The organism is Streptomyces viridosporus T7A (assembly GCF_008704515.1).
GTDB lineage: Bacteria > Actinomycetota > Actinomycetes > Streptomycetales > Streptomycetaceae > Streptomyces > Streptomyces viridosporus.
In genome coordinates, this window is the sequence record NZ_CP023700.1 from 5632618 (window position 1) to 5645700 (window position 13083).

The following is a 13083-nucleotide window of genomic DNA, read 5'->3' on the forward strand; positions in this document are numbered from 1 at the left end:
CGTCGACATTTACTAGGACGTCCAAGTAAATTCGAGGGTATGGACGCTGACGCCATCGAGGAGGGCCGCCGACGCTGGCAGGCCCGGTACGACGCCGCACGCAAGCGGGACGCGGACTTCACCACGCTCTCCGGCGACCCCGTGGAGCCGGTGTACGGGCCCCGGCCCGGGGACACCTACGAGGGGTTCGAGCGGATCGGCTGGCCGGGTGAGTACCCCTTCACCCGCGGGCTGTACCCGACCGGCTACCGGGGGCGCACGTGGACCATCCGGCAGTTCGCCGGGTTCGGCAACGCCGAGCAGACCAACGAGCGGTACAAGATGATCCTCGGCAACGGCGGGGGCGGGCTCTCCGTCGCCTTCGACATGCCGACGCTCATGGGCCGCGACTCCGACGACCCGCGCTCCCTGGGCGAGGTCGGGCACTGCGGGGTGGCCATCGACTCGGCGGCCGACATGGAGGTCCTGTTCCGGGACATCCCGCTCGGCGACGTCACCACGTCGATGACCATCAGCGGGCCCGCCGTGCCCGTCTTCTGCATGTACCTCGTCGCCGCCGAGCGCCAGGGCGTCGACCCCGCCGTGCTCAACGGCACGCTGCAGACGGACATCTTCAAGGAGTACATCGCCCAGAAGGAGTGGCTCTTCCAGCCCGAGCCGCACCTGCGCCTGATCGGCGACCTGATGGAGCACTGCGCGGCCGGCATCCCCGCCTACAAGCCGCTGTCGGTCTCCGGCTACCACATCCGCGAGGCCGGGGCGACGGCCGCGCAGGAGCTGGCGTACACGCTGGCCGACGGCTTCGGGTACGTGGAGCTGGGGCTCAGCCGCGGCCTGGACGTGGACGTCTTCGCCCCCGGCCTCTCCTTCTTCTTCGACGCGCACGTCGACTTCTTCGAGGAGATCGCCAAGTTCCGCGCGGCCCGGCGGATCTGGGCGCGCTGGATGCGGGACGTCTACGGCGCGCGGAGCGAGAAGGCGCAGTGGCTGCGGTTCCACACGCAGACCGCCGGTGTCTCGCTGACCGCCCAGCAGCCGTACAACAACGTCGTCCGCACCGCCGTGGAGGCGCTGGCCGCCGTGCTCGGCGGGACCAACTCGCTGCACACCAACGCCCTCGACGAGACCCTCGCGCTGCCCAGCGAGCAGGCCGCCGAGATCGCCCTGCGCACCCAGCAGGTGCTCATGGAGGAGACCGGCGTCGCCAACGTCGCCGACCCGCTCGGCGGTGCGTGGTACGTCGAGCAGCTCACCGACCGCATCGAGGCCGACGCGGAGGAGATCTTCGAGCAGATCAAGGAACGGGGTCTCAGGGCCCACCCGGACGGGCGGCACCCGATCGGGCCGATCACCTCCGGGATCCTGCGCGGCATCGAGGACGGCTGGTTCACCGGCGAGATCGCCGAGTCGGCGTTCCGCTACCAGCAGGCGCTGGAGAAGGGCGACAAGAAGGTCGTCGGCGTCAACGCCCACACCGGGTCCGTCACCGGCGACCTGGAGATCCTGCGGGTCAGCCACGAGGTGGAGCGCGCGCAGGTCCGGCTGCTGGGCGAGCGGAAGGCCGCCCGCGACGACGCGGCGGTGCGCGGCGCGCTCGACGCCATGCTGGAGGCCGCGCGCTCCGGCGCCAACATGATCGAGCCGATGCTGGACGCCGTGCGCGCGGAGGCGACGCTGGGCGAGATCTGCGGCGTCCTGCGCGACGAGTGGGGCGTGTACACCGAGCCCGCCGGTTTCTAGAGCGGGCCCCCTCCCCGGCCGCCCGGCCGGGGAGGGCGGTCACGGCTTGCGGGCCACCGCGCCGTACAGGGAGATCACGGCGTTCGGGTCGGTGCTCTCACCGTCGGCGAGCTCGGGACGCCAGTCGGTCAGCTGGACCAGACCGGGCTCCACGAGGTCGAGCCCGGTGAAGAAGCGGGCGATCTGCGCGCGGGTGCGCGGCGCGAGGGTGACGCCCCCCGCCTTGTACATCTCGACGCCGCGTCCCACTCCGACGGGGTCGAAGTCGGCGGTGAGCTGCGACAGGACGAGGTGACTGCCGGAGGGGAGGGCGTCGACCAGCCGCGCCACCAGGCCGTACGGATCGTCCTCGTCGCCGAGGAAGTGGGTGAGCGCCACCAGGGACAGGGCCAGCGGCCGGGTGAAGTCCAGGCACGCGCGGGCCTGCTCCAGGATGTGGTCGGGCCGGCGCACGTCCGCCTCGATGTAGGCGGTGGCGCCCTCGGGGGTGCTGCGCAGGAGCGCCTCGGCGTGCTTCAGCACGATGGGGTCGTTGTCGGCGTAGACGACGCGGCACTCCGGCGCGATGCGCTGGGCCACCTGGTGCAGGTTGGGCTCGGTGGGGATGCCGGTGCCGATGTCCAGGTACTGGCGGACGCCCGCCCGGCCGGCCAGCCACCGGGTGACGCGCTGCATGAACCAGCGGTTGGTCCGGGCGACGTGCCGTGCGGTCCCGTCGACGCTCATGATGCGCCGGCCCAGTTCCTCGTCCACGGGGTAGTTGTCCTTGCCGCCGAGGAACCAGTCGTAGACCCGGGCCGGGTGCGGCCCGGAGGTGTCGATGCGCGCGGCGACGGGTTCGGCTCCGGTTCCGGTCATGCGGGGCTCCCTGGGTGCTCGGCGTGCCGTACGTGTCCCGGTCGGGATGATCACCCGATCCTCGCAGGACGGTCCTGTCGCGGCAAGCAACTACCGTCGCATGGAAGGGAGTTCGTCGACGATCACGGCCCGCGGACGGTCCGGGCCCCTCAGGCGGAGCCGGCCGCGGCGAGCCCCGACAGCAGGACCCGGGTGAAGCCGTGCACCCACTCCTCGTCCGCCGGCTCCGCGCTCACCAGGGTGCGGTGCACCACCGCGCCAGCCACCATGTCGAAGATCAGGTCGGCGGCGCGGGCGGTCCGGCCGGTGTCGGTCTCGGCCGGCAGCTCGCCCCGCGCCTGTGCGCGCGCCCGGCCCGCGAGGACCAGGTGTTTCTGCCGGTCGACGATGGAGGCCCGGATGCGCGCGCGCAGCGCCTCGTCGCGGGTCGCCTCGGCGACCACCGCCATCAGCCCGCTCCTGGCCTCGGGGCGGGCCAGGATCGCGGCGAACTGCAGCACCACGCCCTCGATGTCGGCGGCCAGCGAGCCGCGGTCGGGCACGCGCAGCTCGTCGAAGAGTTCCGCGACCGCGTCCACGACCAGTTCGTTCTTGCCCGCCCAGCGCCGGTAGAGGGTGGTCTTCGCCACCCCGGCGCGGATCGCCACGTCGCTCAACGTGAGCCTGGACCAGCCCAGTTCGACCAGAGCCTCGCGGGTCGCGGCCAGGATCGCGGCGTCCGCGGCCGCGCTGCGCGGGCGTCCGGTGCGACTGGCGGGGGTGCGGCTCTGCATGGCACGACCTTAGCGGCGCAGACCGCGCGGTCGGTCGTGAGGGAGATCACCCGGGCCCGGTGCCGCGGGGGCCCCGTCCGGCGTTACGCTACGACTCGTAGCGAAAGCACGTGCGACCGACGTGCCCGAGCGACGACCACGGCGTGGGGTGGGGACCCGGCGCCCGACAGCACACGAACGCCTGGCTTTCCCCGGGCGTTTTCACACACGCGCGCCGCACGGGGGAGGATAGACGCATGCAGCCACGGAACATGTCCATGAGCGGAGTCGTCGACCTCGCCGCGGTGAAGGCGGCCCAGGAGGCCAAGGCGAAGGCGGAGCAGGCGCGCGCCGAAGCGGCCCGGCAGGGCGGCGGGGGCGCCGTCTCCCCGGCCGATCTCGTCATCGACGTCGACGAGGCCGGCTTCGAGCGCGACGTCCTGCAGCGGTCCACCGAGGTCCCGGTCGTCATCGACTTCTGGGCCGAGTGGTGCGAGCCCTGCAAGCAGCTGAGCCCCGTCCTGGAGCGGCTCGCCGTCGAGTACAACGGGCGCTTCCTCCTCGCCAAGATCGACGTCGACGCCAACCAGATGCTGATGCAGCAGTTCGGGATCCAGGGCATCCCGGCGGTCTTCGCGGTGGTGGCCGGACAGGCGCTGCCGCTCTTCCAGGGGGCCGCGGGCGAGGCGCAGATCCGCCAGACCCTGGACCAGCTGGTGCAGGTCGCCGAGCAGCGCTTCGGCCTGACCGGCCTCGTCGTCGACCCGGAGGCCGAGCCGGGCGGCGGCGACCGGGCCGCCGTCCAGGACGCGCCCGCCGGTCCGCACGACGCCCTGCTGGAGGCCGCCGTGCAGGCCCTGGACGCCGGTGACCTGGGCGGCGCCGTCCAGGCGTACAAGAACGTGCTCGCCGAGGACCCGGGCAACACGGAGGCCCGACTGGGCCTCGCGCAGGCGGAGTTGCTCCAGCGCGTACAGGGCCTGGACCCGGTGCGGGTGCGCAAGGACGCAGCCGAGAAGCCGCAGGACGCCGCGGCCCAGATCGCCGCCGCCGACCTGGACCTGGTGGGCGGTCACGTCGAGGACGCCTTCGGCCGGCTCATCGAGACGGTGGGGCGCACCGCGGGCGACGACCGGGACGCCGCACGGGTGCGGCTGCTGGAGCTGTTCGAGGTGGTCGGCGCCGAGGACCCGCGCGTGATCGCCGCGCGCCGGGCGCTGGCACGGGCCCTGTTCTGAGCGGACCGGGCGGCGCGGAGACCGGTTCCGGCCGTTCCGCCGGCCGTCCGGATCCGTGGGGCCCGAGTGGAGGGCCGGTCCACCGGGACCGAAGCGGCCGCGCTTTGCCAAAACTTGGCAATCGCGGCCGCTGTTACTGCGAGTAAGTCGCGGGCATCGGTCTGTCGGATTCCGTCCAAGGATCAATAGTTTTGTACGCCCCCGCCGGGACACCCAGCGTCGCCGGCCGGGATCGGTGCGTCGCCCCTCGGTTATCCGGCCGTTACTAGCGAGTAACGAACCCCCTTGTATGTGCGGCGAGAATGCACCACGATCGGCGACGCTCGGTCCATCGCCCGTGCCCCGACAGCCAATCGGGCCCGCGGGCCTCCTGGGTCCCCACCGAGCAGGGCCGGCGGCAGTGACGCCGGCCTTTGGACAGGGGGGTCTTCGCCCGCGGGTGAAGCCTGTCCAGCAGGGTTGTGCGTGATGCGTGTCAGGCGCGACCAGTGGTTGTCGCTCGGGAGTGACCGCCGGTGATCCGGGCGCTTCGTGCGCCGTCGGGTGCGGGCGCTCTCCTTCCCGAGGACGGAGCACTTCTCCCATCCCTGCCCGACCGAGCCGCCGTTCGTGACGGCCGGTCAGGACAGGAGATGTACGTCCGAGAAGGAGGAAATATGGAGTCCCAGGTGCGTGGCGGGACCAGATGGAAGCGGTTCGCCGTGGTCATGGTGCCCAGCGTGGTCGCCACGGCCGCGGTGGGCGTCGGCCTGGCGCAGGGTGCCCTCGCGGCGTCGTTCAGCGTGTCCGGCCAGCAGTTCAAGGTGACGGCCGGTCACCTGCACGGTGAGGGTTTCGCCCAGTACGGCGGCATCGACAGCGTCTACACCTCGACCGACGGTAAAGAGAAGACGCAAGTTCCGGTCGCGATCTCGTCGTTCGACACGGCGAGGATCACCAAGATGTGCCAGTCGGTCAAGACGGAGATCCCCCTCATCAAGAAGACGATCTACCTTCGTCTCGAGGCGGGCAACGCTCCGGGCAAGCCGGTCACGGCCGAGAACCTCTACATCGACGTCGCCCAGCTCGACGCCGACGCGAAGTTCAAGAACATCGACATCGGCGTCGCGATCCAGGACAAGACGCGCGGCCCCGCGAACAAGGACGTGAAGACCACCCAGCCGGGTGGCTTCGCCCAGCAGGCGGAGTCGGCCGACCTCTACGGCGTCAAGCAGACGGCGTGGGCGACCACGGCCGGCACGTTCACGCTGAACGGCCTCTCGATGCGCCTCGGCGCGGACCCCAAGATGGAGTGCTACTGACGGCTTCCGTCACCGGGGTGTTCCGGGGTGGCTGAGCCGCTCCGGGGGGCGGGGGAGCCGTCGCTTCTCCGCCCCGCCGGCCCCGCCGGTCCGCGTGCCGGGCCATCCTCACAGACTCAGACTTCCGGCTTCTCAGCGCCTACGGCCGAGCCGGTACGTACTTCCACCGGACCCAGGGAGCTTTTTCCATGAGTGCCGAGACTCCGGTCCAGAGCGCCGGGACCTTCACCCGGCTGCGTCTGCGCTTCCGCGACTGGCGGGGCACCCGGCCGTTCTGGGCCGGCCTGTTCACCCTGCTGGGCGGCATCCCCATCGCCTACTTCCCCTACGCCACGCTGAAGCTGGGCCACATGTCGCTCGCCATGGCGACGACCGCCGGGTCGGGGTCGCTGATCATCGGCGTCCTGCTGTTCACGCTCGGCCTGACGATGTGGTTCCAGCAGGCCACGCGCATCTTCGCCGGTGTCGCGTCGATCCTCCTGGCCCTGGTGTCCCTGGTCGTGTCCAACATAGGCGGCTTCATCATCGGCTTCCTGCTGGCGATGATCGGCGGTGCGCTCTCCCTCTCCTGGGCGCCGGGCGAGGCGGACACCGGAGAGAGCGACCCGCGGGGCGCCCTCCGAGGACCCGGGGGAGAGGACGCCGTGCAGGACGACGCCCCCGAGGACACCGTCGCCGAGCCGGGGCGGCCCCACCCCCCGTACGAGGCCGGCGGTGACGGGGAGACGGGCGGCGTCCGGGCCGAGGACCTCGACAGGGGGCACCGTGTCGGCTGACGAGACGCGCGACCCGAGAGCCGCCGCGCTCCCGGGTCCCCGGACGAAAGGGCCGCGCCACGCGGCCCCGAAGAAGCCGCTGCTCACCCGGCTCCACGTGCCGAGCGGCAAGGTGGTGGCCCTGGCGGCGATGCCGACGGCGGTCCTCATGGGAATGGGGTTCACCCCGACCCTGGCGCTCGCCGACGGCAACGACACGCCGCCCTCCAGAAGCCTGACCGCGGACGAGTACAAGGAATGCCTGGCCGCCATCGAGGAGGCCGAGAAGGGCGCCGGGAAGGACGACGCCCCCGCGTCGTCCGCACCGGCCCCCACGGCGAGCGACAGCGCGTCCCCGGACGAGGCCCCCACCGCGGAGCCCGCTCCCCCGGCCTCCGCCGGTGCGGGCAAGGGCGCGGACGAGGACACGTCCTCTTCGTCGGATTCAGGTTCCGACGACGAGGACGAGCCCGCGGCCACCCCGTCCGCGTCCGCGGCCGGGCAGGACGCGGCGGAGCGGGCCGAGCCCGCGCCGGCCCCGTCGGAGACCGACCGCAACGCGCTGGAGAAGCTCGGGGACGCCCTCAAGGACGTCTTCACCCCCGAGGACGGGGACGAGAAGGCGGAGGCGAGTGCGAGCCCCGCCCCGTCCGCCCCGGCCGCGGACCGGGACGCGGACGGCACCGCGGAGGAGGGCACCGGGAAGGCCGCCGAGGCGGCGCGGGACACCGCGAAGACCTCCGGCGACGAGGCGCCGCGGGCGGACGGGGGCGGTGAGGAGGAGGCCGAGGTGACGGCCCCGACCCCGACGCCGACCCCGGAGGCCACCGCCTCCCCGAGCCCCTCCGAGACGTCCGGGACCGACCTGGAGGACTGCCCGGTCGCCACCGACGCCGAGGGCGGGGTCGACAACGAGATCCTGCTGCCCGAGGACCCCTGGTACCTGAACGCCAGCTCGCTGCTGCTGAAGGGCGCCGACTACCAGGGCATCGTCGAGGTGCGGACCGCGAGCGGCAGGACGAAGAAGGTGCTGAAGTACGTCGTCTCCGACGGCACCGACATCGGCGACCTGCACCAGACGGTCAAGGACGAGCTGTCCGGCAAGACCCACCACGTGCGGGCCCGCAAGGGGTCGACGTCCACGATCCGCGACGGCGACACCGTGATGTACACGGAGCGCATCTCCGGCAAGCTGCTCGGCCTGGTCCCGGTCACCTTCGACCCGGAGCACCCGCCGCCGCTGAACATCCCGCTGATCTACTTCACCGACGTGACGGTGCAGCAGGCCGGCCAGTTCGGCGGGACCCTGTACATCCCCGGGCTGCAGCAGTACGTCACGGACTGACCGTCCGCCGGAGACCTTCCCGGGAGCCGCACGCGACACCGGGGGCGCCCCCGTCCGCAGGGGCGCCCCCGGTGGCGTGCCGGAGCTCTCCGGGTCAGTTCGTCGGGCCGCCCAGGTGGTGGACGCGGACCATGTTGGTGGTGCCGGGGACACCGGGGGGCGAACCGGCGGTGATGATCACGGTGTCGCCCTCGCTGAAGCGCTTCAGCTTGACCAGCTCCTGCTCCACCAGGTCGACCATCTCGTCGGTGCTGTTCACGAACGGCACGACGTGCGACTCCACGCCCCAGCTCAGCGCCAGCTGGTTGCGGGTGGACTCGTCCGTGGTGAACGCCAGGATCGGCTGGGCGACGCGGTAACGGCACAGCCGGCGGGCCGTGTCGCCGGACTGGGTGAAGGCCACCAGGCCCTTGCCGCCGAGGAAGTCGGCGATCTCGCAGGCCGCGCGGGCCACCGAACCACCCTGCGTGCGCGGCTTCTTGCCGGGCACCAGCGGCTGCAGGCCCTTGGAGAGCAGTTCCTGCTCGGCCGCCTGGACGATCTTCGACATCGTCCGCACGGTCTCGATCGGGTACGCGCCCACGCTCGACTCGGCCGACAGCATCACCGCGTCGGCGCCGTCCAGGATCGCGTTGGCCACGTCGGAGGCCTCGGCGCGGGTCGGGCGGGAGTTGGTGATCATCGACTCCATCATCTGGGTCGCCACGATCACCGGCTTGGCGTTGCGCCGGCACAGCTCGATCAGGCGCTTCTGCACCATGGGGACCTTCTCGAGCGGGTACTCGACGGCGAGGTCGCCGCGGGCGACCATCACACCGTCGAACGCCATCACGACGTCCTCCATGTTCTCCACCGCCTGCGGCTTCTCCACCTTGGCGATGACGGGGACGCGGCGGCCCTCCTCGTCCATCACGCGGTGGACGTCGGCGACGTCCGCCGCGTCCCGGACGAAGGACAGGGCGACCAGGTCGCAGCCCATCCGCAGCGCGAAGCGCAGGTCCTCGACGTCCTTCTCGCTCAGCGCGGGGACGTTGACGGCCGCGCCCGGCAGGTTGATGCCCTTGTGGTCGGAGATGACGCCGCCCTCGATGACGATCGTCTTCACCCGGGGGCCCTCGACGTCCAGCACCTTCAGCTCGACGTTGCCGTCGTTGATCAGCACCTGGTCGCCGCGGGAGACGTCGCCCGGCAGGCCCTTGTAGGTCGTTCCGCAGATCGTCTTGTCGCCCGGGACGTCCTCGGTGGTGATGGTGAACTCGTCACCGCGCACCAGCTCGACGGGACCTTCGGCGAAGGTCTCCAGGCGGATCTTCGGGCCCTGGAGGTCGGCGAGGACACCGACGGCCCGGCCGGTCTCCTTGGCGGCGGCACGGACCCGGTCGTACCGGCCCTGGTGCTCGGCGTGCGTGCCGTGGCTGAAGTTGAAGCGGGCCACGTTCATGCCGGCTTCGATCAGAGCGACGAGCTGCTCGTGGGAGTCGACCGCGGGGCCGAGAGTACAGACGATTTTCGAACGGCGCATGGGGGCGATCCTATCGGTTTGTTTCGCAGCGGAATATTCCGTCTGGCGGAAAATACAAATGAGGAATCGGCCGCTCAGTTGTTCTTTCCGGCCAGTGCGTATGTCTGGGTGGCGATCTCCATTTCCTCGTCCGTGGGTACCACGGCGACCGCGACCCGTGCCCCCTCGGGCGAGATCAGCCGCGGCTCGCCGCTGCGTACGGCGTTGCGCTCGGCGTCGACCGCGAGGCCCAGCCCCTCCAGACCCGCCACGGCCGCCTCCCGCACCGGCACGGAGTTCTCGCCGACGCCGGCGGTGAAGGCCACCGCGTCCACCCGCCCGAGAACGGCGTAATAGGCCCCGATGTACTTCTTCAGACGGTGAATGTAGAGGTCGAACGCGAGCTTCGCCCGTTCGTCGCCCTCGTCGATCCGGCGGCGGATCTCCCGCATGTCGTTGTCCCCGCACAGACCGACGAGACCGCTCTTCTTGTTGAGGAGAGCGTCGATCTCGTCGGCGGACATTCCGCCGACACGCATCAAGTGGAAGATGACGGCCGGGTCCATGTCTCCGGACCGCGTACCCATCACGAGCCCTTCCAAGGGCGTCAGCCCCATGGAGGTGTCCACGCACCGTCCGCCCCGCACGGCCGCGGCGGACGCCCCGTTGCCCAGGTGCAGCACGATGACGTTCACCTCCTCGGGCGCCTTCCCGAGCAGCCGCGCCGTCGCACGGGAGACGTACGCGTGCGAGGTGCCGTGGAAGCCGTAGCGGCGGATGCGGTGCTCGTCGGCGGTCTCCACGTCGATCGCGTAGCGGGCGGCCGACTCCGGCATCGTGGTGTGGAAGGCGGTGTCGAAGACGGCGACCTGCGGCAGGTCCGGGCGCAGCGCCATGGCGGTGCGGATGCCGGTCAGGTTGGCCGGGTTGTGCAGCGGGGCGACCGGGACGAGCCGTTCGATCTCGGCGCACACGCGGTCGTCGACGACGGTCGGCTCGGTGAAGTGCTTCCCGCCGTGCACCACCCGGTGGCCGATCGCGGCCAGCTCCGGGGAGTCCAGCCCCAGCCCGTCGGCGGCCAGCTCCTCGGCCATCGCCTTCAGGGCGGCGCCGTGGTCGGCGATCGGCCCGGAGCGCTCCCGGCTCCCGCCGCCCGCGGCGAGCGGGGTGTGCCGCACGAGGGAGGTCCGCTCACCGATCCGCTCGACCAGCCCCGCGGCCAGCCGGCTGCTGTCGCGCATGTCGAACAGCTGGTACTTCACCGACGACGAGCCGGAGTTGAGGACGAGGACACGGGAGGGACTCACGGGGCGGCTGCCTTCTCGCTCGGGGACGACGCGGGGGACTGGGCCTGGATCGCCGTGATGGCGACGGTGTTGACGATGTCCTGGACGAGGGCCCCCCGGGACAGGTCGTTGACCGGCTTGCGCAGGCCCTGGAGCACCGGGCCGACGGCGATCGCGCCGGCCGAGCGCTGCACGGCCTTGTAGGTGTTGTTGCCGGTGTTCAGGTCGGGGAAGATCAGCACGGTGGCCTGCCCGGCGACCTCGGAGTCCGGCAGCTTGGTCGCCGCGACCGAGGGCTCCACGGCCGCGTCGTACTGGATCGGCCCCTCGATCTTGAGGTCGGGACGGCGCGCGCGCACCAGCTCGGTCGCCTCGCGCACCTTGTCGACGTCGGCGCCGGAGCCGGAGGTGCCCGTCGAGTACGACAGCATCGCGATCCGCGGTTCCACCCCGAACCGCGCGGCGGTGACCGCCGACTGCACGGCGATGTCGGCCAGCTGCTCCGCGTCCGGGTCCGGGTTGACCGCGCAGTCGCCGTAGACGAGGACCTTGTCGGCCAGGCACATGAAGAAGACGGAGGAGACGATCCGGGCGTCCTCGCGGGTCTTGATGATCTCGAACGCCGGCCGGATGGTCGCGGCGGTGGAGTGCACCGAGCCGGACACCATGCCGTCGGCCAGGCCCTCCTGCACCATCAGCGTGCCGAAGTAGTTGACGTCGGAGACGACGTCGTAGGCCAGCTCCACGGTCACGCCCCGGTGGGCGCGCAGGGCCGCGTACTTCTCGGCGAAGGAGTCGCGCAGCTCGGAGGTGGCCGGGTCGATCAGCTGGGTGTCGCCGAGGTCGATGCCGAGGTCCGCGGCCTTCTTGCGGATGGGGTCGACCGGACCGAGCAGGGTCAGCTCGCACACGCCCCGGCGCAGCAGCACCTCGGCCGCGTGCAGCACCCGCTCCTCGGCGCCCTCGGGGAGCACGACTCGCCGCAGGTCGGAGCGGGCCTGTTCGAGCAGCTTGTGCTCGAACATCATCGGCGTCACCCGGTCGCTGCTGGGCGCGGAGACCCGCCGTTCGATCTCCGCGGTGTCGGCGTACCGCTCGAAGAGGCCGAGCGCGGTCTCCGCCTTGCGCGGGGTGGCCGCGTTCAGCTTGCCCTCCAGGGAGAACAGCTGCTCGGCGGTGGGGAAGCTGTTGCCGGACACCGACAGCACCGGGGTGCCGGGGGCGAGCCGGGCGGCGAGGGTGAGGATGTCGTCGCCGGGGACCTCGTCCAGGGTGAGCAGCACCCCGGCGATCGGCGGGGTGCCGGCGCTGTGCGCGGCGAGCGAGCCGACGACCAGGTCGGCGCGGTCGCCGGGGGTGACCACCAGGCAGCCCGGGGTCAGGGCGGCGAGGAGGTTGGGCAGCATGGCGCCGCCGAAGACGAAGTCGAGGGCGTCGCGGGCCAGCCCGGAGTCGTCGCCGAGCACCACCTTCGCGTTCAGGGTGTGCGCGATCTGCGAGACGGTCGGGGCGGACAGCGCCGGCTCGTCCGGCAGGACGTAGCAGGGCACGGGCAGCCGGGAGGAGAGCCGCTCGGCGATCTCGTCCCGGTCCTCGCGGGCGACCCGGTTGACCACCATGGCGAGCACGTCGCAGCCCAGGGTGTCGTAGGCGCGGTAGGCGTTGCGGGTCTCGGCGCGCACCGACTCCGCGGTCTGCTTCCGCCCGCCCACGACCGGGATCACCGAGGCGCCGAACTCGTTGGCGAGCCGGGCGTTCAGGCTCAGTTCGTCCGGGAACTGGGTGTCGGCGTAGTCGGTGCCGAGGACGAGGACGACGTCGTAGTCGCGGGCGACCCGGTGGAACCGGTCGACGAGGGCGGACACCAGTTCGTCCGTGCCCCGCTCGGCCTGGAGCGCGGACGCCTCCGGGTAGTCCATGCCGTAGACGGTCGCCGGGTCCTGGGTGAGCCGGTAGCGGGCGCGCAGCAGTTCGAAGAGGCGGTCGGGTCCGTCGTGCACCAGGGGACGGAAGACGCCCACCCGGTCGACCTGCCGGGTCAGGAGTTCCATGACACCCAGCTCGACGACCTGGCGGCCGTCGCCGCGGTCGATGCCGGTCACGTACACGCTGCGGGTCACGCGCTCTCCGTTTCCTCGGGGGCCTCGCGTTCGTCGGGTTCCCGCGGTCACTCCGGCCGCGCAAAAATCGCCCACCCAGGTGAGTGGAACCCTCTTGACAATACCTCTGTCGGTAGTTAGGGCGTCGCCCGCCCATGGGGTCGAGGGCCGGGCCGGACGGGCACCCGAGATCGGGACGGATCGGGAC

At 71.7% G+C, this 13083-nt stretch carries 10 protein-coding genes; 5 read left to right on the top strand and 5 right to left on the bottom strand.

Annotated features, from left to right (window positions below; all coding sequences use genetic code 11):
- Positions 1–39: 39 nt before the first annotated feature.
- On the top strand, positions 40–1740 hold the full coding sequence (locus CP969_RS26195) for an acyl-CoA mutase large subunit family protein (protein WP_016824597.1): 1701 nt from the start codon (positions 40–42) through the stop codon (positions 1738–1740).
- Positions 1741–1779: 39 nt separating this feature from the next.
- Here CP969_RS26195 and CP969_RS26200 read toward each other — a convergent pair whose 3' ends face one another.
- Both CP969_RS26200 and CP969_RS26205 read right to left on the bottom strand, forming a co-directional pair.
- The gene (locus tag CP969_RS26200; protein WP_016824596.1) at positions 1780–2598 is read right to left on the bottom strand and encodes an SAM-dependent methyltransferase; all 819 of its coding nucleotides are present in this window, start codon (positions 2596–2598) and stop codon (positions 1780–1782) included.
- 149 nt (positions 2599–2747) lie between these two features.
- On the bottom strand, positions 2748–3371 hold the full coding sequence (locus CP969_RS26205) for a TetR/AcrR family transcriptional regulator (protein ID WP_016824595.1): 624 nt from the start codon (positions 3369–3371) through the stop codon (positions 2748–2750).
- Between the two features lie 236 nt (positions 3372–3607).
- On the opposite strand from CP969_RS26205, the gene CP969_RS26210 reads away from it, so the two are divergent.
- From CP969_RS26210 to CP969_RS26230, 4 genes are all read left to right on the top strand, one after another.
- Positions 3608–4588, top strand: a complete 981-nt coding sequence (locus CP969_RS26210) for a tetratricopeptide repeat protein (protein WP_004983273.1) — start codon at positions 3608–3610, stop codon at positions 4586–4588.
- 656 nt (positions 4589–5244) lie between these two features.
- Positions 5245–5889 carry a DUF6230 family protein gene (locus tag CP969_RS26220; protein ID WP_004983270.1) on the top strand — a complete coding sequence of 215 codons (645 nt, stop codon included), beginning with the start codon at positions 5245–5247 and terminating at the stop codon, positions 5887–5889.
- Between the two features lie 188 nt (positions 5890–6077).
- Positions 6078–6665, top strand: coding sequence for a DUF6114 domain-containing protein (locus CP969_RS26225; RefSeq protein WP_016824593.1), 588 nt, complete (start codon positions 6078–6080; stop codon positions 6663–6665).
- Positions 6655–7989 (top strand): hypothetical protein, encoded by a 1335-nt coding sequence (locus tag CP969_RS26230; protein ID WP_016824592.1) that lies wholly within the window; start codon positions 6655–6657, stop codon positions 7987–7989. The genes CP969_RS26225 and CP969_RS26230 overlap by 11 nt, the downstream gene beginning before the upstream one ends.
- A 94-nt stretch (positions 7990–8083) precedes the next feature.
- On the opposite strand, the gene pyk is transcribed toward CP969_RS26230, so the two are convergent.
- The 3 genes from pyk to pta all read right to left on the bottom strand — a co-directional run bounded on the left by pyk (position 8084) and on the right by pta (position 12896).
- Positions 8084–9511, bottom strand: a complete 1428-nt coding sequence (gene pyk, locus CP969_RS26235) for a pyruvate kinase (RefSeq protein WP_004983266.1) — start codon at positions 9509–9511, stop codon at positions 8084–8086.
- A gap of 74 nt (positions 9512–9585) precedes the next feature.
- The gene (locus tag CP969_RS26240) at positions 9586–10797 is read right to left on the bottom strand and encodes an acetate kinase (RefSeq protein WP_004983265.1); all 1212 of its coding nucleotides are present in this window, start codon (positions 10795–10797) and stop codon (positions 9586–9588) included.
- Entirely contained in the window at positions 10794–12896 is a 2103-nt protein-coding gene (pta, locus tag CP969_RS26245; protein ID WP_004983264.1) for a phosphate acetyltransferase, read from the bottom strand. Before pta ends, CP969_RS26240 begins: the two co-directional genes overlap by 4 nt.
- Positions 12897–13083: the final 187 nt, after the last annotated feature.